Origin of the sequence: Kitasatospora sp. NPDC049285, from assembly GCF_040678815.1 — a bacterium.
Classification (GTDB): domain Bacteria; phylum Actinomycetota; class Actinomycetes; order Streptomycetales; family Streptomycetaceae; genus Kitasatospora.
In genome coordinates this window covers 1-22522 of record NZ_JBFAQR010000048.1, presented here as the reverse complement: position 1 = coordinate 22522, position 22522 = coordinate 1, and the positions used below count along the sequence as shown (strand labels likewise).

Annotated in this window: 20 protein-coding genes and 3 pseudogenes; 14 read left to right on the top strand and 9 right to left on the bottom strand. The window is 73.6% G+C overall.

Annotated elements, in window-relative coordinates; genetic code table 11:
• The first annotated feature begins 44 nt into the window (after positions 1-44).
• The 3 genes and pseudogenes from AB0K51_RS25595 to AB0K51_RS25585 all read left to right on the top strand — a co-directional run bounded on the left by AB0K51_RS25595 (position 45) and on the right by AB0K51_RS25585 (position 1951).
• Positions 45-467 carry a helix-turn-helix domain-containing protein gene (locus tag AB0K51_RS25595; RefSeq protein ID WP_363459384.1) on the top strand — a complete coding sequence of 141 codons (423 nt, stop codon included), beginning with the start codon at positions 45-47 and terminating at the stop codon, positions 465-467.
• Positions 468-617: 150 nt separating this feature from the next.
• Complete coding sequence (locus tag AB0K51_RS25590; protein WP_363459383.1) at positions 618-974, top strand: PRC-barrel domain-containing protein; 357 nt, start codon at positions 618-620, stop codon at positions 972-974.
• A 108-nt stretch (positions 975-1082) separates the two neighbouring features.
• Positions 1083-1951 (top strand): annotated as a pseudogene (locus tag AB0K51_RS25585) (SigB/SigF/SigG family RNA polymerase sigma factor).
• Between the two features lie 7 nt (positions 1952-1958).
• On the opposite strand, the gene AB0K51_RS25580 reads toward AB0K51_RS25585, so the two are convergent.
• The 3 genes from AB0K51_RS25580 to AB0K51_RS25570 all read right to left on the bottom strand — a co-directional run bounded on the left by AB0K51_RS25580 (position 1959) and on the right by AB0K51_RS25570 (position 4555).
• Positions 1959-2264, bottom strand: coding sequence for a WhiB family transcriptional regulator (locus tag AB0K51_RS25580; protein ID WP_363459382.1), 306 nt, complete (start codon positions 2262-2264; stop codon positions 1959-1961).
• Positions 2265-2348: 84 nt separating this feature from the next.
• Positions 2349-2960 (bottom strand): dihydrofolate reductase family protein, encoded by a 612-nt coding sequence (locus AB0K51_RS25575; RefSeq protein WP_363459380.1) that lies wholly within the window; start codon positions 2958-2960, stop codon positions 2349-2351.
• 521 nt (positions 2961-3481) lie between these two features.
• Positions 3482-4555: an oxygenase MpaB family protein gene (locus AB0K51_RS25570; RefSeq protein WP_363459378.1), complete on the bottom strand. Its 1074-nt coding sequence runs from the start codon at positions 4553-4555 to the stop codon at positions 3482-3484.
• Between the two features lie 171 nt (positions 4556-4726).
• Between AB0K51_RS25570 and AB0K51_RS25565 the strand changes: the two genes are divergently transcribed.
• The 5 genes and pseudogenes from AB0K51_RS25565 to AB0K51_RS25545 all read left to right on the top strand — a co-directional run bounded on the left by AB0K51_RS25565 (position 4727) and on the right by AB0K51_RS25545 (position 12462).
• On the top strand, positions 4727-6037 hold the full coding sequence (locus tag AB0K51_RS25565) for a hypothetical protein (RefSeq protein WP_363459377.1): 1311 nt from the start codon (positions 4727-4729) through the stop codon (positions 6035-6037).
• Positions 6038-6148: 111 nt separating this feature from the next.
• Positions 6149-7363, top strand: coding sequence for a MoxR family ATPase (locus AB0K51_RS25560; RefSeq protein ID WP_363459375.1), 1215 nt, complete (start codon positions 6149-6151; stop codon positions 7361-7363).
• Positions 7360-8494, top strand: a pseudogene (locus tag AB0K51_RS25555) (VWA-like domain-containing protein); the annotation flags it as partial. The gene AB0K51_RS25560 and the pseudogene AB0K51_RS25555, both read left to right, overlap by 4 nt.
• Before the next feature lie 590 nt (positions 8495-9084).
• Positions 9085-11985: an RICIN domain-containing protein gene (locus tag AB0K51_RS25550; RefSeq protein ID WP_363459374.1), complete on the top strand. Its 2901-nt coding sequence runs from the start codon at positions 9085-9087 to the stop codon at positions 11983-11985.
• Between the two features lie 171 nt (positions 11986-12156).
• A complete protein-coding gene (locus tag AB0K51_RS25545; RefSeq protein WP_363459372.1) occupies positions 12157-12462 on the top strand; it encodes a cupin domain-containing protein in 306 nt (101 codons plus the stop codon).
• Between the two features lie 36 nt (positions 12463-12498).
• Here the strand turns inward: AB0K51_RS25545 and AB0K51_RS25540 are convergent, their stop codons facing one another.
• The 3 genes from AB0K51_RS25540 to AB0K51_RS25530 all read right to left on the bottom strand — a co-directional run bounded on the left by AB0K51_RS25540 (position 12499) and on the right by AB0K51_RS25530 (position 14541).
• A complete protein-coding gene (locus AB0K51_RS25540) occupies positions 12499-12882 on the bottom strand; it encodes a VOC family protein (protein ID WP_363459370.1) in 384 nt (127 codons plus the stop codon).
• Between the two features lie 76 nt (positions 12883-12958).
• Positions 12959-13816 (bottom strand): biotin-dependent carboxyltransferase family protein, encoded by an 858-nt coding sequence (locus tag AB0K51_RS25535; RefSeq protein WP_363459368.1) that lies wholly within the window; start codon positions 13814-13816, stop codon positions 12959-12961.
• A 116-nt stretch (positions 13817-13932) separates the two neighbouring features.
• The gene (locus tag AB0K51_RS25530) at positions 13933-14541 is read right to left on the bottom strand and encodes an allophanate hydrolase subunit 1 (protein ID WP_363459433.1); all 609 of its coding nucleotides are present in this window, start codon (positions 14539-14541) and stop codon (positions 13933-13935) included.
• A gap of 233 nt (positions 14542-14774) precedes the next feature.
• On the opposite strand from AB0K51_RS25530, the gene AB0K51_RS25525 reads away from it, so the two are divergent.
• On the top strand, positions 14775-15473 hold the full coding sequence (locus AB0K51_RS25525; protein WP_363459367.1) for a GntR family transcriptional regulator: 699 nt from the start codon (positions 14775-14777) through the stop codon (positions 15471-15473).
• A gap of 318 nt (positions 15474-15791) precedes the next feature.
• Here AB0K51_RS25525 and AB0K51_RS25520 read toward each other — a convergent pair whose 3' ends face one another.
• The gene (locus AB0K51_RS25520; RefSeq protein ID WP_363459432.1) at positions 15792-16187 is read right to left on the bottom strand and encodes a DUF6114 domain-containing protein; all 396 of its coding nucleotides are present in this window, start codon (positions 16185-16187) and stop codon (positions 15792-15794) included.
• 70 nt (positions 16188-16257) lie between these two features.
• Positions 16258-16905, bottom strand: a complete 648-nt coding sequence (locus AB0K51_RS25515; protein WP_363459365.1) for a DUF6230 family protein — start codon at positions 16903-16905, stop codon at positions 16258-16260.
• 564 nt (positions 16906-17469) lie between these two features.
• On the opposite strand from AB0K51_RS25515, the gene AB0K51_RS25510 reads away from it, so the two are divergent.
• On the top strand, positions 17470-18450 hold the full coding sequence (locus AB0K51_RS25510; RefSeq protein ID WP_363459364.1) for a hypothetical protein: 981 nt from the start codon (positions 17470-17472) through the stop codon (positions 18448-18450).
• A 276-nt stretch (positions 18451-18726) separates the two neighbouring features.
• A complete protein-coding gene (locus AB0K51_RS25505; protein WP_363459362.1) occupies positions 18727-19383 on the top strand; it encodes a Tat pathway signal sequence domain protein in 657 nt (218 codons plus the stop codon).
• Between the two features lie 92 nt (positions 19384-19475).
• On the opposite strand, the gene AB0K51_RS25500 is transcribed toward AB0K51_RS25505, so the two are convergent.
• A complete protein-coding gene (locus AB0K51_RS25500) occupies positions 19476-20081 on the bottom strand; it encodes an XRE family transcriptional regulator (protein WP_363459361.1) in 606 nt (201 codons plus the stop codon).
• A gap of 96 nt (positions 20082-20177) precedes the next feature.
• Between AB0K51_RS25500 and AB0K51_RS25495 the strand changes: the two genes are divergently transcribed.
• The 3 genes and pseudogenes from AB0K51_RS25495 to AB0K51_RS25485 form a co-directional block, all read left to right on the top strand.
• The gene (locus AB0K51_RS25495; RefSeq protein ID WP_363459360.1) at positions 20178-21773 is read left to right on the top strand and encodes an FAD-dependent oxidoreductase; all 1596 of its coding nucleotides are present in this window, start codon (positions 20178-20180) and stop codon (positions 21771-21773) included.
• Between the two features lie 97 nt (positions 21774-21870).
• Entirely contained in the window at positions 21871-22308 is a 438-nt protein-coding gene (locus tag AB0K51_RS25490; RefSeq protein WP_363459358.1) for a hypothetical protein, read from the top strand.
• A 122-nt stretch (positions 22309-22430) separates the two neighbouring features.
• A pseudogene (locus AB0K51_RS25485) lies at positions 22431-22522 on the top strand (electron transfer flavoprotein subunit beta); the annotation flags it as partial.

Here is a 22522-nt window from a genome sequence, read left to right as displayed (position 1 = left end):
GTACATCGCCACCGATGCATCTGTGAAGATGTATCCTGCGCGGCATGGACGGCGTGCGACTGCTCAGACTCGGAAAGCGGCTGACCGACCTCGGCAAGGAGCTGGTCACCGACCCTGCGGCGGCGACTCTCACCCCGGGCGAGATCGCGGTGGTCGCGGACGTCTACCGCCATCCGGGCACCTCGGTCCAGGACATCCGGGCCCGCACGGGCTTCGCCCAGAGCCACGTCTCCACCTCCGTCGCGCGGCTGCGCGAACGCGGACTGCTGGACGCCGCGCCCGACCCGTCCGACGGGCGCCGCACCCTGCTGAGCACCTCCGAGCTGGCCCGCACCCACATCCGCACCCGCGCCGCCGGCCCGGCCGAACCCGTGATCGCCAGGGCCGTCCCCGACCCCGCACAAGCCCGCCGCGTCACCGAACTCCTCGAGGAGCTGGCCGCCCTCCTGCTCCCCGGGCAGGCCTGAACACCGGATCCGGCACGCCCGCCGCACCCCACCGCCGCACCCCGCCGACGGGCCCGGACAGGCCAACCCTCGCACGTCGGACGCGCAGCTGACGGACCGTTCGGTGACCATGGACGGGTACCGCCGCACCCCTGCGCACCGGAGGCACCGATGATCCAGCCCGCCGACATCCGCGAGTGGCGCTCCCACGACGTGATCGACCAGGGCGGCAAGAAGATCGGCAGCCTGGAGAACGTCTACGTGGACACCGCCACCGACCAGCCCTCCTTCGTCACCGTCACCGTCGGCTTCCCGGGCCGCCGCCGCCTGGTCTTCGTCCCGGTCGCCGACGCGGTGGTCGGGCCGGGCTACGTCCGGGTCCCGTTCGCCAAGGCCGACGTGCGCAGCGCCCCGTCGATCGACACCGACGGCGTGCTGCCCGCCGAGCAGGAGCCGGAGGTGTTCGCGCACTACGGCCTCGAGTACGTCGCGGGGGACGCCGGGGAGCGTCGACTGGCCCGCCGCTGACCTGCATTTCCTTGACTCTTCACCGGATCTGCACGCCTTCATCGGGCATGGGATCGGAACGGGCGGGTAACCGGGGACGGACCGACCGGAGACGAGGAAAGGACTGGAATGGCGTTGCCCACAGATGAACTCCTCCTATCCGTAGCCACCGAATCCGGGTCCGCCAGAACGGCGCTCCCGCGCCCGACGCACCGTGCGCACCGCGCACCACGCGCGCCCGCCGACGCCCGCCAGCTGACCCGGGTGCTGCTGGCCCGGCTCGCCGAGCTGGAGCCCGACACCCCGGAGCACGACTACGTCCGGCGGACGCTGATCGAGCTCAACCTGACCTGGTCCGCTTCGCGCTGCGGCGCTTCGGCACCAGCGGCGAGCCGTACGACGACCTCATGCAGGTCGGCTCGGTCGGCCTGATCAAGGCGATAGACCGGTTCGACCCGGCGTACGGGGTGGAGTTCACGACGTACGCGATTCCCACCATCGTCGGCGAGATCCGCCGGCACTTCCGGGACACCACCTGGTCGGTGCACGTGCCGCGCCGGCTCCAGGAGCTGCGGCTGGAGCTGGCGAAGGCGCAGGACGCGCTGTCCCAGGCGCTGGACCGCGACCCGACCGCCGCCGAGCTGGCCGAGCACCTGGAACTGCCCACCGAGCAGGTGGTGGAGGGCCTGGCCGCCGCCAACGCGCACACCGCCGGGTCGCTGGACCTCACCGGGTCGGGCGAGCCGGACGGCACGAACCCGCTGGCCGAGCGCCTCGGTCGCACCGACGGGCGGCTCACGCTGGTCGAGAACCTGGTGGACCTGAAGCCGCTGATCGACCAACTCCCGGACCGGGACCGGCTGATCCTCTCGCTGCGGTTCACCGAGGACCTGACCCAGTCGCAGATCGGCGAGCGCCTGGGCCTGTCCCAGATGCACGTCTCGCGGCTGCTCAACCGCACGCTGCGCCGACTGCGCGAGGGCCTCACCGCGGACTGACGAGCTGTCAGTTCCGGCCGCTCCGGGGACGGTTGCGCCGACGGCGGCGCAGCAGCGTCCGGCGCTCCTCCTCGGTGCGGCCGCCCCACACCCCGTAGCGTTCGCGGGCGGCCAGCGCGTGGCGCAGGCACTGCTCGCGGACGGGGCAGCGGGCGCACACCGCCTTGGCGGCGCGGTCACGGTCCTGGTGGGCCTGGCCGCGTTCGCCGGCGGGGTGGAAGAACAGGCCGGAGTCGGCGGTCCGGCAGGCGCCCTGCAGCTGCCACTCCCACTCCTCCTCGATCGCCCCGGGCAGTCGGGAGAGCACGGTCATCGGTCGCTCCTTCCCTGGTACCAGCGGTTCCGCCTGCTCGTCTAACCGCGATCCGGCCGCTGATGCACGCGGGACGCCGGGGGTTCAGGAGGAGCGGGCCACCCGGTACCGCAGGTGGGTGACGGTGGGCGAGGCGATCACCTCGACCGGTTCCAGCGCCGCCGTCACCCCGTCCAGCAGCCGCTCGCCCGCGCCGAGGGTGACCGGCACCAGGTGCAGGACCAGCTCGTCCAGCAGCCCGGCCTTCAGGTACTGGCGGACGGTGGCTGCGCCGCCCGCGATCTCCACGTCCTGCTCGCCGGCCGCCGTTCGGGCCCGTTCCATGGCCGCGTCGATGCCGTCGGTGACGAACTCGAAGCTGGTCCCGCCGGCCATCGGCAGCGTCGCCCGCGGGTGGTGGGTGAGCACGAACACCGGTGCGTGGTACGGCGGTTCAGGTCCCCACCAGCCGGTCCAGGTCTCGTCCCAGGCACCACGCCCGGGGCCGAACATGTGGCGGCCCATGATGTGCGCGCCGGTGTTGGCGTGCAGCGCGGCGAGCAGGTGCGCGTCGTGCTCCCGCCCGGGCTGCTCGCTCTCGGCCATCCACGCGGTGAGCGCCTCCGCTCCGGTACCGAAGGGGTGCTCCAGATCCTGCCCCGGCCCGGCGGTGTAGCCGTCCAGCGAGATGGCGAGGTTGGCGGTCACGAGTCCCACGACGGCTCCTGTCGTCCCGGCGGCGGTCCACTCGCGATGCTAGGGCCTGTCTTCACACTCCCATCTGCCCCACGCCGCCCGGCACGCACTCTCGCCGCACCGGGCGAAAGCCCAAGTACACCCAGTACGAGGGCTTCCGCCCGGCACGCCGAGAGCACGCACCAGACGACGCGGGGCTGCGACGGCAGTGTGAAGACAGGCCCTAGGCACCCGGGGCACCGATCACCGGGATCCACGAGCGTCCACCGTCCGCACGCTCGGCTGGCGCCCCCGACCGAGCCGGGGCACGGTGGGTGCAGGGGGTAACGCACCGCCGCGAGAGGAGTCGCCATGTCATCGAAGCGCCGCCGGAAGAAGAAGGCACGCGCCAGGCGCGGAGCCAACCACGGACGCCGCCCCCAGTGCTGAACCCCGCAGCGGCCGCCACCGGACCCAGCCCCGGTAGGCGGCCGCTTCGGCTTCCCCGAGCAGCCCCCGCCGTACGCACACCCCCCGGCAACCCGGCCCCGCCACCCTCCCCGTCAGCCGCCCGCGATCCGCTTCCCCGCCTCGCCGGCCGACCCCTCGCCCGCGACCCCCTCGCCCTTGGCCGTCGTCGCCACGTGGCCCACCGACCCCTCGCCCGCGACCCCCTCGCCCGTGGCCGTCGCCGCCGCGTCGCCCGCCGTCCCCCCACCCGCCGCGGCGCCCTCACGGTTCGCCGCCCGGGCCTCGGCCGCCGCGCGGATCGGTGACAGCCCGCAGGCCCACACCATCACCGCACCGAGCAGCCTGGCCACCGGCCGGTCCCACAACCGCCGTACCACCCACGGACGTTCGATGCCGAGCTCGCGCCGCGCCCACCCGGGCAGCAGTCCGATCGCCGCATTGGTGAGCACCCGCACTGCGGTCCGCTCGCGCCTGCTGCGCCCGAAGCCTCGCAGCAGTCGCACCACCTCCAGCGCCGGCCCGGTCACGCCCAACTCGCCGCGCACCACGGCGAAGTACGCGCCGACCTCGGCACGTGAGCGCGGCACCCCGGTGGCCCCGAGACGCTCGCCGATCCGCGCCACCTCCGCGAAGTACCGGTCACACTCGGCATCGCTCAACCTACTTCTCCCCGCGAAGACCTGATAGCCCGTCAGGAAGCAGGCCACCTCCGCGGTGTGCACCCACCGCAGCAGCTCCGGGTCGTCCGCGCGGTACGTCCGACCGTCCTCCGTCTCCCCGCGCACGAAGACGTGGATCCGGCGCACCGCCGCCACGGCCTCGTCGGCGGCCGCGGTCGAGCCGAGCGTGGTGGTGGCGACGAACCGGGCGGTGCGGTGCAGGCGGCCGGTCGGGTCGGTGCGGAAGTCGGAGTGGTCGGCGACCGCGCGCATCGCCACCGGGTGGAGCGACTGCAGCATCAGCGCGGCGAATCCGCCGACCAGCATCCCGGCGGGGTGTCCGTGCACCTGCCACACCACGCTCCGCGGCCCGAACAGGCCCGGGTCGCCGGCCGGGCGGTCGTACCGCTCCAGGTGCAGATCCGCCCCGTGGACGGTGGAGTTGATCTCCCGCAGAATCCTGACCCGCAGCGCCTCCACCGGTCCCCGCCACACCCGCAACGCCATCACGGCACCTCCTCGCCCCTGTCTGCCACCCTATGCCCGGCCCTGCCCGAAACCCACCCGCGCAGCGAGCCGCGGCGAAAAACCCGGCTGACAGCGCCGCCCGGGCCCGCTAGGCTCCCCGGCGATGACTAGCCATGGAATGGAGGTCTCGTCCGCCCGAAGTGATGCCTGATGCACACTTCCAGCGCGAACGGGACTGCCCGTATCAGCTTCTGGCCCCGCGTACGCGAGTTCGCCGTACCCCCGGCCATGATCGAGAACGCCACCGCCCGCCGTGAGCTCGGCGACTGGGGCGGAGCGTGCGCCGCCGCCGGGTTCGACCCCGAGGTCGACCTGCGCGCCGTCGCCCGGACGCACGGACGGGAGACCGTCCGGCAGATCCGCTCGGACCTGCGACACCTCGCTCCGGACCTGCTGCGCTGGCACCTGCCACGGGTCGCCCCGGACGGGCTGCTGCGCCCCGGCCTGACGCTCACCCTGGCCCGCTACCCGGCCGCCGGTCCCGGCCCGCTCCACCTGGTCGCGCGCACGGCGCCGGCCTGGGCGGAGGGCGGCCAGCGCGTCGAGCTGGCGCTCTGGGACGGCACCCTCACCGACCCGGCGGCCAGGCGGCACCCGCATCCGCACCCGGACCGGCGGTTCCGCCTCGACCTGCACCGCCATCTCTGGGACGCCCGCCGGTACGCCGAACTCGGCCTCAGATCAGGGACGTTGACGGCACCGCTGGAACGGTGGGCGGCCGAGGCGGCGCTGCTGCGCACCGCGGACGGGCTGCCACCGGACACCCCTGTCGCGGTCCGTCTCTCCCACCGCCGACACCTGCTGCTCTCGGCCGACGGCGCCACCGGCCCGCTCGCCTCGACGGTGGGCCATCCCCTCCTCCCGGACGCCGCGACCCGGCTGCCGCCGGACGTGGCGCTGCTCCGCGCCGGCCGGGTCGACCCCGACCGGCTGCACCCGCTGGTCGCGGCCGCCCTGGCCCCGGGCTACCGCCCGCCGGAGCCCGTCCGGAGCGAGGCGGACGCGCCGCTGCTGATCGACTGCCGCGGCGCCCGGCACCGGATCGCCGTGGTCGACGGCGTGCTCACCGCGCTGGACCACGACCCGGTCCAACTCCGGCGCGAGGAACTGCTGATGGCGCTCTCCGGGACCCCGGTGCCGTGCCTCCAGGCGATCGACCGGGCGCACCGCAGACCCGAGGACCTGGACGCCATCCGCCTCCGCCTCGACCACGGCGACCGGGTCGGCGCCCTGACCGCCGTGCACCGGCTGCTCGGCGCCGCCGGGCCGTCCCGCGAGGGCCCGCTGGCCGACGCGCTCGCCGCGGACACCCTGCGCCGCATCGACCACGGCCTCTACCGCGCGGGCCTGAGCTGCTCCACCCCGGCGCCGAGCGCTCCGGACACCCGGCCCAACCGCCGTCTCACCCGGCCGGGCAGCCGAGACCGCCACCGCGCGCGCCACGCCATGCCCCTCCGCTGACCCCGGGGCACCCGGCGCGCCGACCCATCTCCCCCGCCCCCCTCTCTCCCACGGTGATCACCCATGCCTGCGAACATGCCTGTGACCATGCCTGCGAAGGTGCCTGCGAACATGCCCGTGAACAACCAACTCGCCCTCGCTGACGACCTGTTGGCCCTCCTCCAGGCCACCACCACCGAACCGCGCCAGGACCGGCAGCTCGAAGCGCTCACCCTCGCCGTCGCCGCCGACCTCCCGGTCCTGCTCTGGGGGGAGCCAGGCGTGGGCAAGACCTCCGCGCTCACCCAGCTGGCCGCCGAACTCGACCTGCCGCTCACCACGGTGATCGCCAGCGTCCACGAGCCCAGCGACTTCTCCGGCCTGCCGCTGCTCGGCGACGACCCGGCCGTGCAGGGCGTGCCGATGGCGCCGCCGGACTGGGCCGTGCGGCTGGCCCGGCAGGGGCGCGGTCTGCTGTTCCTCGACGAGCTCTCCACCGCGCCGCCGGCCGTTCAGGCGGCGCTGCTCCGGTTGGTCCTGGAGCGTCGCGTCGGCGCCCTGCAACTCCCGCCCGGCGTACGGATCGTGGCGGCGGCCAACCCGCGGGCCTCGGCGGCGGACGGCTGGGAGCTGAGCGCGCCGCTGGCCAACCGCTTCGTCCACCTCGACTGGGTGCACGACGCGGACGTGGTGGTGCGCGGCCTGGGCGGCGTGTGGCCGCGGGCCGAGCTCCCGGCGTTGGAGCCCGAACGGCTGCCTGCGGCGGTGGAGTTCGCGCGCCGGGCGGTGACCGGTCTGCTGACGGTCCGGCCGGAGCTGGTGCACCGGCTGCCGTCGAACGAGGCGCGGCGCGGCAGGGCCTGGCCGTCGCCCCGCAGTTGGGAGATGACGGTGCGGCTGCTGGCCTTCGGCTCGGCGGCCGGGGCCGACCGCGAGGTGCTGTCGCTGCTGGTGCGGGGCACCGTCGGGGACGGCCCGGGGCTCGAACTGCTGGCCACCATCGACCGGTTGGACCTGCCCGATCCGGAGCTGCTGCTCGCCGACCCGTCCGCCGCCGAGCTGCCGCAGCGCGGCGACCTGCGGCAGGCCGCCCTGGACGCGGTGGTCGCGGCGGTGCGCCGCCGGCCCGACCGGGAGCGCTGGGACGCCGCCTGGGCGCTGCTGGTCCGGGCGTTGGCGGACGGCGCGCCGGACCTGCTGGTGGTGCCGGCCACGACGCTGGCCTCGCTGCGGCAGGCCGACTGGGAAGTCCCGTCGTCGATCGAGGAGTTGGCCGGTGCGGTGGCCCTGTCGGGTCGCGCGGACCGCTCGGTCGCCCGCACCACGGCCGCGGCGGGTGCGCGATGACGGCGCTGGACGTGGACAAGTTGTACGCGGCCCGGCTGCACGCCGCCCGGGCCCGCCCGTACCTGGCGACGGCGCTGTTCGCACTGCACGTGGTGGAGTCCGACCGGGTGCCGACCATGGCGGTGGACCGGCACTGGCGCTGCTACGTGTCGCCGGCGTTCGTCGCGGATCTGCCGGAGGAGGAGCTGGCCTCGGTCTGGGTGCACGAGGTCTCGCACCTGCTGCGCGACCACGCGGCCCGCGGCGACCGGGTGATGCGCACCCGTGGTCTGACCGGCCGTCGGGAGCGGCTGCGGGTGAACATCGCGGCGGACTGCGAGATCAACGACGACGCGTTCGGCGACGGTCTGGTCCACCCGTCCGGCGCGGTCACCCCGGAGCGGCTCAAGCTGCCGGCGGACCACCTGATGGAGGACTACCTGCGCTGGTTCTCCCTCGGCCCCGACCTGGACGACCTGGTGTGGCTGGAGTGCGGCAGCGGCGCGGACGGCCTGGAGCGCTCCTGGGAGCTGGGCCCGGACGGCGCGCACGGTCTGCGCGCACACGAGCGCGACCTGGTCCGCTTCCGGGTCGCCGAGGGCATCGGCGGCCGGCCGGGCGACGCCCCGGAGGGCTGGCGCCGCTGGGCCGAGCAGGTCTTCCACCCGCCGCAGCCCTGGCGGGAGTTGCTCGGCGCGGCCGTACGCTCGGCGGCCGCGTCGGCGGGGGCCGGCGGCGACTACACGTACGGACGCCCGGCCCGCCGCGCGGCGGGCCTGCCCGGCGTGGTGCTGCCCGCGTTGCGCCGCCGTCCGCCCCGGGTCGCGGTGGTGGTCGACACGTCCGGCTCGGTCAGCGACGCGGAGCTGGGCGCCGCGCTGTTGGAGATCGCGGCGATCGGCCGCGCGGTCGGCGGACGCCGCGACCTGGTCACCGTCGTCTCCTGCGACGCCGCCGCCCCAATCCGTCCAACGCCTCTGCCACACCGAACAGTTGCCCCTCCTCGGCGGCGGCGGCACCGACCTGCGCACCGGATTCACCGCCGCCCTCCGCACCCGCCCCGACGTCATCGTCGCCCTCACCGACGGCCAGACCCCCTGGCCCACCCACCGGCCTCCATGCCGCACCGTCATCGGCCTCTTCCCCCGCCCCCGCCCCCACCCCGCCGAAGACGACGCCCTCCCCCCGCCCTGGGCCCACACCGTCACCCTCGGCTAGCAGCCAGCAATGTTGATTCAACACTAGTTAACATGTGCGAACGCAAGGAAACATCCCCAGCTCTCACCGCACGCCAGCACCGAGACAGCCCGGCCGGCGACGCGCGCACACAGTGGACGTCGCCCAGCCATGCGCGCGGCGGGTGCGGATTCGCCAGCTTCACCAGCGTGGATGGCCGAGTCCACCTGGAGTCTCGTGGGCGATGGAGCGGTCCGCGATCGACAACCACGCAGCGAGGCTTCCTGCATGGCACCCCTGTCGCAAGCCTTGACAGGCTCGCGCTCGACCTCGGAGACTCTCCCTCAACCGCACGTTTGATCAAACATGAATCAACGTCAACCGCACACGGCAGACCGGACGCCGCCGCCACCCCGCCGCCGGCGCACTCCCACCCAGTCGGTCCGCCATGCCACCGGTCCCGATCGCCGCCGCCCTTGCGCCGCCGCCCTTGCGCCGCCACCCCGGCACGGCCCCGGACCAGATCGCCCCCACCCACCCCATGCCCGGCGAACGGAGCCATCGCCATGACCCTGCCCCCCTTGCCCCTGGGCCGCAGAAACCTGCTCGGCGCGGCCGCGCTGACCGCCGGCGCGGTGATGCTGCCCGGCGGCCTCGCCCCGTCCAGGGCCTCGGCCGCCGTGCCACCACAGGTCACCCTGCCGCAGCGCGGCATCTACGACACCACCCCCGCAGGGGCGTGGACCGACGGCTTCCTCACCGGCAACGGGGAGTACGGCGCAGTGCTGCACGGAGCGCCGACGCTGGAGAAGATGATCGTCAACCACCACCGGTTCGTGCTGCCCAACGGCACCCGGGACGTCGATCCGCCGCGAATCTCCCCCCAGCTCGCGCAGGCCCAGAGCATGGCCCTGGCCGGCGACTACGGCGGTGCGGCGACCACCTTCGCCTCGGACTGGACCCTGCGGTGGACCCAGACCTTCCACCCCGGCTACGAACTGCAGCTCGCCACCCCGGGCATGACCACCACCGACAACTACGCCCGGATCACCGACTTCCGCACCGGCGAGGTCACCCACACCTGGACCGACAGCGCCGGGACGTGGAAGCGCCACGCCTTCACCTCCCGGGCCGACCAGGTCATCGTCCACGAGCTGCTCCCGGCAACCGGCCGCACCGTCGACACCACGCTCAGCGTCAACACCGCCCTCGACGGGGTGCCCGCCGGCGTCGCCTACACCACGACCGCCACCGCGAGCGGCCGGGAGGGCTACCTCGACCTGCGCGGCACCTACCCCGCCGGTCTGGGGGCCTACGGCTACGAAGGCGTCACCCGGGTGGTGGCCACCGGGACCAGGGCCACGGTCACCGCGACCGGATCCACGCTGGTCGTCGCCAAGGCCACCAAGGTGCTGCTGCTCACCAAGCTGGGCCGCTACGACCTGGCCGGCGGCTGGAACGCCAAGCCGCTGCAGACGGCGCTCGCCGCGCTGAGCGCCGACTACACCACCCTCCTGGGCCGTCACACCCCGCTGCACCAGGCGATGTTCGACGGCTCCAGCCTCGACCTCAACGTGTCCGCGGCGGACCGCCGGCTCTCCACCGGCGAACTGACCACACGTCAGAACGCCAACCGGTCGGTCGTCGACCTCGCCCTGCTGGAGCGGATGTACGACTCGGGGCGCTACCTGTTCGTCAGTTCCAGCGGCGTGCTCCCCCCGCGCCTGACCGGCATCTGGTCCGGTTCCTGGACGGGCGCCTGGGCGGACGACATCACCACCGACGCCAACGTCAACCTCCAGGTCGCCGGCGGCAACATCCTCAGCCACGGCACCGCCATGCAGGGCTACTTCGACCTGGTCCTCGGGCAGCTCGCCGACTGGCGCGACAACGCCGCCAAGATCTACGGGGCCCGCGGTTTCCTCGCCCCCACCCGCACCGACGGCGAGCGCGGCCACATGCTGCACTTCAACAACGGCGACTTCCCCGGCGAGTGCTGGACCGGTGGCGCGGACTGGCTGCTGTTCCCGCTCCTGGAGTACTACCAGGTCACCGGCGACGCCGCCTTCCTGCGCGACAAGCTCGGCCCGGCCCTGATGGAACTCGCCCTGTTCTACGAGGACTTCCTGACCCGCACCGACGGCAACGGGAAGCGGATCTTCGTCCCGTCCTTCTCGATGGAGAACTCCCCCTCCTCCACCGGGCAGATGCTGTCCGTCAACGCCACCGGCGACATCATGGCCGGTCGGCACGCCCTCCAGGCCGCCATCGACGCCGCCAACACGCTGAACACCGAACAGGGCAGCGGGCAGGGCGTCGCCCGCTGGAGCGCACTGCTGGCCCAGCTGCCCGACTACACCGTCAACGGCGACGGCGCGCTCGCCGAGTGGTCCTGGCCCGGCCTCACCGACCGCTACAACCACCGCCACGTCCACCACCTGTACGGCGCCTGGCCGTTGCACGAGATCAACCCGGAGGACCGGCCCGACCTGGTCCGCACCGCCGGCCGCGCCCTGGACCTGCGCGGCGACGAGAACTACTCGGCACACGGCAGCCTGCACCGGGCGCTGGCCAGGGCCCGGCTCAAGGACGGCGCCGGCGTCTACGACAACATCAGGAAGATCCTCGGCAGCAACATGGTGTGGCGCTCGCTGATGACCTCCCACAACCCCGAACTGACCACCTACAACTGCGACGCCGCGAACACCCTCCCCGCCGTTCTCGCCGAGTCCCTCCTCTACACCCGCCCGGGTGTCGTGGAGCTCCTGCCGGCCCTGCCCGACCAGCTCGTCAAGGGAACCATCAAGGGCGTGCTGGGCCGCGGCCGCACCCGGATCGAAAGCCTCACCTGGGACACCGCGGCCCGCACCGCCACCGTCGTCCTCACCTCCGACGTCACCCAGGTCGTCACCTTCATCTGCCGCCGCGGGATCACCTCGATCTCCACCACCGCGACCGTCGCCCCCTCCCCGCTCGGTGCCCATGCCCGGAAGGTGACCCTGACCGCCGGCACCCGCATTACGATCACCGTCGGCACGCTCGCCGGCACCTACCGCCTGGTCAACCGCAACAGCGGCAAGGTCCTGGACGTCTCGGGCACCGCGACGTGGGACGGCGCCCCGGTCATCCAGTGGCCCCGTACCGGCGGCACCAACCAGCTGTGGCGGCTCCTGCCCGGCTACGACGGCTCGTTCCGCCTCTCGAACGTCAACAGCGGAAAGGTCCTCGACGACCCCGGCGCCTCCACCACCCCGGCCCAGCCGCTGGACCAGTGGACCGACACCCACAGCCCCAACCAGTGGTGGAACCTGGTCCCCGCCTCGACCGCGGGCTCCTACAAGCTGGCCAACATCTCCAGCGGCCTCTACCTCGACGTGGCCGACTCCTCCACCTCCGACGGCGCCCAGGCCGTACAACAGCCCGCCGGCGGCGCGACCAGCCAGGAATGGCAGCTCGAAACCGTCTGACCCGACCGCCCCGGCCCGCCCTGCCCCCCCCCAGGGCGGGCCGCGTCCGCAGTCTTTGCCGAACGGTCGACCAATCGCCCTTCCCGTTCAGGTAGTTTCCAAGGCATCCCTTGATCCTGCGACGCGGGCCCGTTCGGCTGGACCGACCGGGTCCGGGAGGAGGCGTGCGCCATGACCGTGGTCAACCTGCCGGAGACGGCGACCGGACTTCCGGAAGCGTGGAGTTCACTGCCACTCGGCCGAGTGGGCGCGGCCTGCGTGAAGGTCCTGCGCATGGACGAGATGCCGCTGGCGGAGGAGAGCCACGCCGCCGCCGAGGCACTCCTGGTGCTCGACGGCCGACTCGAGCTGGTGGTGGACGGCGCTCCGGTGCCGGTGCAGGCAGGAGAACTGTTCATCGTCCCGGCGGGCACCACGCACGCGGTCGGCCCGGGCAGCCGGGGCACCCTGGTGATCGTGGAACTCCCGGAGGAATGACGGCGGCACCATGCGCCCCGCCCGGCCGACCCGCCGTCAGGAACCCGCCGCCGCGCGGTCGGAGTCGCTGCGCAGCACACAGAACTCGTTGCCCTCGGGATCGGCGAGGACCACCCAGCCCGAGCCGTCGGGGTTCCGGCGGTCGGCGACCAGGGAGGCGCCGATGTTCAGTAGTCGGTCCACTTCCCGGTCGCGCGAGGTCTCCGGGCGCAGGCAGACGTGGACCCGGTTCTTCACCGTCTTGGGCTCGGGCACCTGGTTGAAGTACAGCACCGGGCCCTCCGCCAGCAGCACCTGCGTCTCCGGGTCACCCGGCCTGGCGTCCGGATCCACCGGACGGCCGGTCACCTCGGCCCAGAACCGGGCCAGTTCGTAGGCGTCCGCACAGTCGATCGCCACGTTCTGCAGTACCAAGACCATGCGCGCGAGTCTTCCCGATCCCCACCGCGAACGCCACCGAGCCGCGCAGCTCACGGAATCCCCCGCCGCCGCGTGCTCACCCCACCCGGAACCGCACCGTCTCCCCGGGCCGCAGCTGCGCCGCCGTCCCCAGGTCCTCCCGCCACACCACCGCGATCACGGGGTACCCGCCGGTCACCGGATGGTCGGCCAGGAACAGGATCGGCTGCCCGGACGGCGGCACCTGGAGCGCTCCGCCGACCATTCCCTCCGAGGGCAACTCCCCGGCCCGGGCGCGTGCCAGCACCGGTCCGGCCAGCCGCATGCCGACCCGGTCGCTCTCCGCACTTACAACGTAAGGCTGCGACACGAGCGCCGCGAAGGCGTCCGCGGTGAACCAGTCGTCCCGCGGCCCGGGGACGATCCGCAGCACGGGCTCCGCCGGACGGGACCGCTGCGGCGCCTCGTCGACCAGCGGCCAGCCGGTCACCGCCGCGCCGAGCGGCAGGCGCTGACCGACCGTCAGGCGCGCCGGTCCGAGCCCGGCGATGGTGTCGGTGGCCCGCGACCCGAGCACCGGCGGCACGTCGATGCCGCCGCGCACCGCCACGTACACCCGCAGTCCGGCACTCGGCACACCCAGCCGCAGCCGCTGCCCGGCACCGACCGCCACGGGACCGGACATCGCCACCGCCCGCTCGCCCACCCACGCGGGACATGCGGCGCCGGTCAGCGCGACGGTCGCCGCCCGTCCGAACTCCAGCTCCACGCCGCCCATCGGCGCCTCGATCCCGGCCGCGCCCTCCGCGTTCCCGACCAACCGGTTGGCCAGCCGCAGCGCGTCCCGGTCGGCGGCGCCGGAACGTCCGACACCCAGCGCGGCCAACCCGTCCCGCCCCAGGTCCTGCACGGTCGCCCCGTACCCGGCCCGCACCACCAGCACCTCACCGGCCATCGACACCGCTCACCCCCGCACGCCCCTCACCACAGCCCGTCCCGCGACACCCCAGCCCACCGCACCACACCTCGCCGCGCCCCATCTCTCCGCACCCCACCTCATCGCACCCCACCTCATCGCAGCTCGACGAACCGGACGCCGACGCCCGGCCGCAACCGGCTCGGCGGATCCGCGTGCACGTCCCACAGGACCAGCTCGGTGGAGCCCAACAGCCGCCATCCGCCCGGTGATTCACGCGGGTAGACGCCGGTGAACTCGTCCGCGACGGCCACCGACCCGGCGGGCACCCGGGTGCGCGGCTCGGCGCGTCGCGGCACCCTCAGCACGGGGTCGATGCCGGTCAGATACGCGAAACCGGGCGCGAAGCCACAGAAGGCCACCCGGTACCGGGCGGCGGTGTGCCGGGCGACCACCTCACCCACCGTCAGCCCGGTCAGCTCGGCGACCTCCGCGAGGTCCGGCCCGTCGTAGCGCACGGGGACCACCACCGTCTCCCCGACCGTCCCGGCCTCGGCGGCGTCCGCCACCGGCAGCGTCTCGATGGCCCGCCGGACCCGCTCCCAGCCGCCCGCCGCCGGGTCGAAGCGCACCAGCACCGTCCGCGCCGCCGGGACCAACTCCACCAGCCCGGGCGGCGGGGCGACCCGCAGCGCGGCGTGCAACCGCTCCACCTCCGGGAGATCGGCCACCTCCACCAGCACGGCATCGCTCCCGCACCGCAGCACTCGCACCACGCCGCCCCAATCCGCGCCGCACTCCCTGACGCACCGTCAGCCGGTTGCTCCCGCCGCCCTCCACGCTACCAATCGTCCTACATTCCGACATCCCTCCGCGCGGACATTCCCTTCGTCATTCACTCCTCCGCCGCGCTGCGGCATCATGACGGGACGAGGCTGCCCGCCCACCCTTCGACGGCCTCGTGACCGCCATCGCCACTGCCCGGGGGAGCACCACGATGACCGCTCACATACCGTCCGCCGCACCGGAGTTCGGCGCGGCTCGCGCCACCGCGCGACCGACCAGCCTGACCGAGTGGAGCGTGCGCGAGCTGCGCACGCTGCTGGCCGAAGGGGCCTACCCGCCGGGGTCGAGGCTGTCCGAGGAGGAGCTCTGCACCCGGCTCCAGGTCTCCCGGAACACGCTGCGCGAGGCGCTGCGCATCCTCACCCACGAACGGCTGCTCATCCACGAGCACAACCGCGGCGTGTACGTCCGCCGGCCGTCCGCCGAGGAGCTGGCCGACCTGTACCGGGTGCGGCGCCTGATCGAGCCGTCCGCGATCCGCGAGTTCGACGGGACGCCGTCCCGGCTGAACCGGGTCGTCGCGGCGGTGGCCGAAGGGGAGGCCGCACGCGGAGCCGACGGGCGGGCACTGGGCACCGCCAACGTCCACTTCCACCTGGCGGTCACGGCCCTCGCGGGCAGCGCCCGGGCGGACGAGCTGGTGCTGCGGGTGCTGACCGAACTGCGGCTGGTCTTCCACGTGATGCCCGACCTGGACGACTTCCACCGGCGCTTCCTGGTCCGCAACCGGGAGATCCTCGCACTGCTCGAACGCGGCCCGCAGGCCAAGCCGGACGCCGCCGAGGCGCTCACCCGCTACCTGCACGACGCGGAGGCCGAACTGCTCTCCCGCTACCGTTCCCTCCCCTGACACACCGCCAAGCACACCCACAGCCGACGCCCAGATCCACACGCTCCGTTGCCTCAACACCCCCGGCCTGCACGCTCCGTTGCCTCAACACCCCCGGCGTGCAGCGGCAGTGCCCACCGCCGACAGGCATCGCGGTGCCCGCGACCCCCGCCCGCTCGGTACGCGGGGGCCACGGGCTCCGCACGCGGGCGAGGGGCCCACGCTCCCCCGACCCGCCCCCCGGCCTCGGGCACGTCCTTCGGATCACGCCGCGCGGCCACCGCAGGGGCACGCACCCCACCGACGCCCACCGATCCGACGTGGTCCGAAGGACTCGCCCTAGACCGGAGTCGCCCCGGTCAGTCCCGGCTCGGTCGTCCGCCGTTCGCGGCCACGCCGCAGCAGACGGCGGCGCCGCGGCTGGTCGGGGAGCCAGCCGAAGGCGAGGCTGCTGCCGACCAGGCCGAGCAGCAGGCCGATGAAGAACCCGCCCAGGTTGGAGGTGATCCAGCTGCCGAGGGTGGCCAGCACGGCGAGCAGCGAGTAGAAGACCCGCTGTACAGGGTGGAAGATCAGCAGCAGGCCGCAGAGCAGGATGAGCGCCGGCACGGCGTAGCCGGCCAGTCCGCGCAGGCCGATCCGCAGCACCATGTGCATCGGCGCCCATTCGGTGAGCAGGATCTCCACGCCGGCGAGGGTGACCAGCAGGCCGCCCCAGAACGGCCGTCTGCCCATCCAGCCCCGCAGACCCCGGGGCGGGGCCGGCGGTGGGGTCTCCTGCGTGGCGGCCGGGCGCTCCTCGGGGTCAGCAGCCATCGGCGCTGAAGCTGAGGTGCATGTTGGGCAGGCGGAAGGTGCCGGCGGTGGTGGCGTAGTTCTGCTGGCGGAAGTGGTCGACCGCGACGGTGTCGCCCTGCTGGCCGAACATGCCGGGCGGGCCCGGGACTTCACCCTTGTCGAAGGTGGAGGCGTCGCGGCCGACCTCCAGGCCGTGGAACTCGGCGTCGCCGCTCATCAGGTCGGAGTCGGTGGTGAGGTTCTCGGCGTGGACGGGGGTGCCCCTGTCGCCCGCGGTGATCAGCAGGTTGATGCCGCCGAGGTTGACGCTCTGACAGAGGTTGGTGAGGTCGGCGGTCTTGACGACGGTCCGGACCAGGAACAGCTGCCCGCCGGTGTCGCCGGCGTTGGGGCTGTTCTCGATCATGTTGTCGAGGGTGCCGAACTGTTCGAAGCCCTTGCCGTCCAGCCGGTCGGCGGTGACCTCGAAGGCCATGCCGGAGATGGAGAACTGGGTGGCCAGGACGTTCTGCGCGGTGAGGGTCACCAGTGCGCCGGCCGCGACGCAGGCCGGTATCGCCATCAGGGCGGCGCGGCGCAGCCGCACCCGGCCGCGCCCGGTGGGGGCGGGTGCGGCCGGTGTGGTGGGTGTGGGCTGTTCTGCGGGGTTGGCCATGGTGCAGCTCCAGGGGGTGGGTGGGGATCTGCGGCTCGGCGGCCCGAGGTTCTGGCGTGAACGGTGGTCGCCAACCTGCGCGCCTGGCAGGGCAGTTGACGATCTTTCTCATAACAGCCGAGCAGATTGGAAGTTACCCCGGGGTACAGGGGCGGTCAATACTTCGCGCACCATTCCAACACATCTGACATACAGTCAACTTCTGTGACTAAATTGGCAGTTGGCCATATCTCCGACACCACTACCACTCATCCGCGTGCCAACTTCCGCCGGCCCGCTTGACGCTGCCTCCGGGCCGGGCCTAGAACCTTGACAGGTCCCCGGTCGTCGCGGCGCCGTCTCGGTGCGCGCTCCCCGGGGCCTTTCCGCCGCCTTGCGGGCGGCTGTTTCTCAGGGCGGAGACGTCTCCGGTCTCCCGGTTCGGTGGACCAGCCGGTCCCGACGCGCGGTGGCAGTCGTCGTGCGGACCCGGCCTGCTCGCTCGTGGCGTCGAGCGATCCGCTCACCCCCTGACGCACCGCTCGGCACGCTCCCGTCCCCCTTGCTGTGAGGAGCCCCTTCGCCATGCGCTCAGCCACCCGGTTCCGCCGCACCGCGCACGACCGCCAGGGACGCTCGACCACCGGCTCCCGCCAGCGAGTTCTGCCCGCTCTGGCCGCCCTGACCACCGCCGCGCTGCTCGCCGCCGGCACCCCCGCCCACGCGGCCGCGCAACCCCGGACGCCGGGCGCACCGTACACCGGCATGGGCAACTGCCCGCTCGACGCGCCGGCCATGCGCAACCCGGAGAACCTCCAGGTGGGCTGCCTGGTGTCGGTCACCAACGCCGGCCGGTTCACCATCGGCGGCACCGCGGTGCCCTTCGACGCGCCGATCAGGCTGCAGTTCGGCTTCTACTGGGACAAGTCCGCTCCGCAGGTGGACTTTCCGGACGGCAGCACCGCGAACCGGTACACCGTCGTCCCGCCGACCGGCGCGCCGCTGCTCAGCGCACCGCTGGTGCAGATCACCATCCCCGGGCTGGTGAACTTCCTGCCGGGCCTGACCAGCGTCTTCGCCCAGGTCGAACTGGCGGGCCAGGTCACGGACTTCACCCCGCTGGCCACCGGCGAGCCGTATCCGGTGTTCCGCCTGCCGATCAAACTCCACCTCTACAACGCGCTGTTCGGCCCGCACTGCTACGTCGGCTCGGACAGCTCCCCGCTGCTCCTCTCCCCCACCACCGGAGCCACCACGCCGCCCGCTCCGGTGCCGCCGATGACCGGCGACCCCGGCACCCTCGACTACACCGCCGACCCCAACGGCCATGGCGCGCTGACCATTTCGGAGACCGCCGCGAGCCTGGTCGACAACGCCTTCGCGGTTCCCGGCGCGAACGGCTGCGGTCTGCTCGGCTCACTCAACCAGATCATCGACTGGACCATGGGCCTGCCCGCCGGCCCCGGCAAGGACGCGGTGAGCTTCCAGCAGACCAACGCCTCCTTCGCGCTGGACACCGACCTCGCCGACCTCACCGCCGCCCTGGACGCCAGCGCCGCCCACTGACCCGGCCCCACCCGGCCCCACCCGGCCCGGCCCGCACCGCGCCACGCACCGAGCCGCCCCGCGCCCCGCCCCCACCGGCGCCCCGCCCCCACCGGCACCCCGCCCCGCGTCGCTTCGCTTCGCCTCGACGCGCGGCCGGGTGCCCCACCGACCCCGTGCCCGTCACCGCCCGCCGGGCGGGCGGGCCCGGCCTCCGCACCCGCGGAACCCGCCCGGACACCCGTGCCCGGGCCGCCCCCACCCACCGGATGCCCCACCCACCGGAAGGAACCACTCGTGCGCAAGCCCCTGTACCTCGGCGCCGCCCTGGCCGCCGCCGCGTTCGTCGCCCTGCCCGCCGTGCCCGCGTCCGCAGCCACCCCGGTGCTGACCACCAGCTCCAGCACCGCCGTCGCGGTCGGCGACTCGCTCGCCGCCAACCTGGTCAGCGGCACCCAGGCGACCATGTACAACCCCGGCACCACCACCGGCGTCAAGTGCGCCGCCTCCAGCATCTCCGGGACCGTCACCAGCAACCCCACCGCCCCCGGCACCGCGTCCGGTTCGGTCTCCAGCCTCACCTTCGGCAGCTGCACCGCCAACGTGATCGGCGTCATCAGCGTGAAGAGCCTGACGATGAACAACCTGCCCTACACGCTCAGCATCTCCGACGCCGCCGGCCTGCCGGTCACCCTCAGCCCCACCGCGGCGGGCCCGATCAAGGCCACCGCCGTCCTCAACACCCTTGCGGGAACGGCCACCTGCACCTTCCAGGCGGCGGCAAACCTGAACGGCAACGCCTCCAACACCGCGCAGAACATCACCCTGACCAACCAGACCCTCACCAAGGTCGCCGGCCCGAGCATCTGCTTCGCCAGCGTCAACTTCTCGGCCGCGTACGGCCCGGTCGCCGACACCTCACAGGCCGGCAGCCCGGCGGTCGTCGTCAACTGACGCCCACCCCGCCCCGATCGGGCGCCGCGCCGGCCCACCCGCCGGCGCGGCGCTCCCGGCCGCCCGTCAACAGTCCCGATGGATCGTCAGTTCTACTTCTCGGACCGCTCACCGGCCGAGGTGGTCCGCGCCCGGACGTGCACCCGCTCGCCCTGCGGACCGAACAGGCTCAGGAACTCCACCGGCGTCGACCCGGCGTTCTCGAACACGTGCGGCGTCCGGGTGTCGAACTCCGCCGCCTCGCCGGCCTTCAGCACCACGTCGTACTCCCCGAGCCGCAGCCGCAGCTGCCCGGCCAGCACGTAGAGCCACTCGTAGCCCTCGTGGGTGCGCTGCTCCCGCTTCTCCGTCTCACCCGGCGGGACGATCAGCTTGTACGCCTGCATTCCGCCCATGCTTCGCGCCAGCGGCAGGTAGGTCCACCCGTGCCGGACGAACGGGCGCAGCCGCACCCGCGGGTCGCCCGTCGGCGGGGCGTCGACCAGTTCGTCCAGCGCCACGCCGTGCGCCCGGGCCAGCGGCAGCAGCAGTTCCAGGGTCGGCCGGCGCTGTCCGGCCTCCAGCCGGGACAGCGTGCTGACCGAGATCCCGGTCTCCTCGCTCAGCTGCGCCAGGGTCGTCCCGCGACTCGTGCGGATCGCCCGCAGCCGCGGTCCGACGGCCGTCAGCACCGCCTCGAAGTCGTCCTCGCCGCCCATCCGCGACACTCCTCTCCGCTCATCCGCCACCCCCTTCCATTTGCCATCCCAGCAACATTGTTTGTCAATCCGGCGAAGGCGTCGCACCATCGAACCATGACCTCCTCGCACAGCCACTCCCCCGCCACCCGCCACTACGACGTGCTGGTCGTGGGCGGCGGCCCGGCCGGCCTGAGCGGCGCCCTCACGCTGGCCCGCGCCCGCCGCACCGTCCTCGTCGTCGACTCCGGGCAGCCGCGCAACGCCCCGGCCGAGGGCATCCACGGCCTGCTGGGCCGCGAGGGCATGCCGCCCGCCGAGCTGCTGTCCCGCGGTCGCGCCGAGGTCGCCTCCTACGGCGGCGAGTTCCACGACGGCGAGGTCCGCTCGATCAGCCGCCGCCCCGACGGCGGGTTCCGGGCCGAACTCGCCGACGGGACCGCCGTACTGGCCCGGCGGCTGCTGCTGACCACCGGCATCACCGACGGGCTGCCCGAGGTCCCCGGCGTCGCCGAGCGCTTCGGCCGGCAGATCGTGCACTGCCCGTACTGCCACGGCTGGGAGGTCCGCGACCGACGGATCGCGGTGCTCGCCACCCACACCCCGGTCGCCGTCCACCAGGCGCTGCTGTGGCGGCAGTGGACCGACGACGTCACCCTGCTGCTGCACACCGCGGCGCCGCCCACCGAGGCGCAGTCCCGCGAACTGGCCGCCCGCAACGTCACCGTGGTCACGGGCACCGTCGCCGCCCTGCTCCCGGAGGACGACTCCGACGCCCTGACCGGCGTCCGGTTGGCCGACGGCTCGACCGTCGGGTGCGAGACGCTCGCGGTCGGCACCGAGCTGGCCGTGCGGGCCCCGTTCCTCGCCGACCTCGGCCTGGAGACGAGTGAACTCGCTTTCGACGGCGTGAAGTTCGCCACCCGCCTGGCCACCGTCGACCCGATGGGCCGCACCGCGGCGGAGGGCGTCTGGGCGGCCGGCAACCTCACCGACCCGGCCGCGCAGGTCGCGGTCGCCGCCGCAGACGGGCTGCGCGCCGCGGCGGCGATCAACGCCGACCTGGTCGCCGAGGAGACCCGCCGCGCGGTGGAGGCGGTCGACTTCTGGGACAACCGGTACGGCGAGAGCGAGCAGATCTGGAGTGGCCGCCCGAACGGCGCGCTGGTCCACGAGGCCACCGACCTCAAGCCGGGCCACGCGCTGGACCTGGGCTGCGGCGAGGGCGGCGACGCGATCTGGCTGGCCCGGCAGGGCTGGCAGGTCACCGCGGTCGACATCTCCCAGGTCGCGCTCGACCGGGCCGCCGCCCGGGCCGCCGCCGAGGGCGTCGCCGACCGGATCACCTGGCAGCGCGTCGACCTCTCGCACGCCTTCCCCGCGGGGCGCTTCGACCTGGTCTCCGCGCAGTTCCTGCACTCCCCCGCCGAGTTCCCGCGCGAGCGGGTGCTGCGCCGCGCCGCGGACGCGGTCGCCCCCGACGGCACCCTGCTGATCGTCAGCCACGCCGCCTTCCCCGCCGGCCACAAGCACGCGGACATGCACTTCCCCACCCCGGAGGAGATGCTCGCCGAGCTGCACCTCGCGCCCGACGGCTGGACGGTCGTCCGCGCCGAGGAGCACGCCCGCCACGACCTGCCCGGCCACCCGGTGGACGACCCGGACGCCCGCCCGCACCACGACTCCACCCTCCGCCTGCACCGCCGGGCCTGACCCGCCGTCACTCCCGCGGGGCCGCCGGAACCCTCCGGCGGCCCCGCCGATTTTGTCCATCCGCTGGACCAATGCCCGCGCGCCCTAGGATCACCGCGTGCCCGATCTCCGCAAGACGCTCGCCAACCACGAGGACGCCATCCTGCGCCGACTGCCGATCGCCCTCCGCGTCGCCGCAGTCCTGCTCCTGCCCTGGATCGTCGACCTCGGCCTCAACGTCAAGGGCCACTTCGGCGCCCGCAACCTCTCCAACTCCTGGATCTGGCTGGACGTCCTGGAGGCCTCCGCACTCGTGCTGCTCGCCGCGCTGATCCGCCGCCGCCACCGCGCCACCAGCCCGATCGCCTCCGCCACCGCCGTCCTGCTCGCCATGGACGCCTTCTTCGACCTCTGGTCGGCCCACCGCGGCGAGGCCTTCCGCACCGCCGAGGCCCTCGCCTACCTGGCCGAACTCCCCAGCGCCGCGCTGCTCGCCGTGCTCTCCTGGTACTCCCTGCGCTGGGCCGCCGAGCTCCGCCCCACCCCGATCGCCTGACACTCAGTTCCCTCCACGGCGACACTGAGTCCCCTCTCACTTCCCGAGGGAGTGGATCTGTGGCACGGAGTGTGGTCTAGTGGGGGTACTCAGTTCCCTCCGGCGTGAAAGGACGAGGTGCCGTGAGCTTGAGGATCGTTGTCTGTGTGAAGTACGTGCCCGATGCGACCGGTGACCGTCGCTTCGCGGACGATGCCACCACCGATCGGGAGGG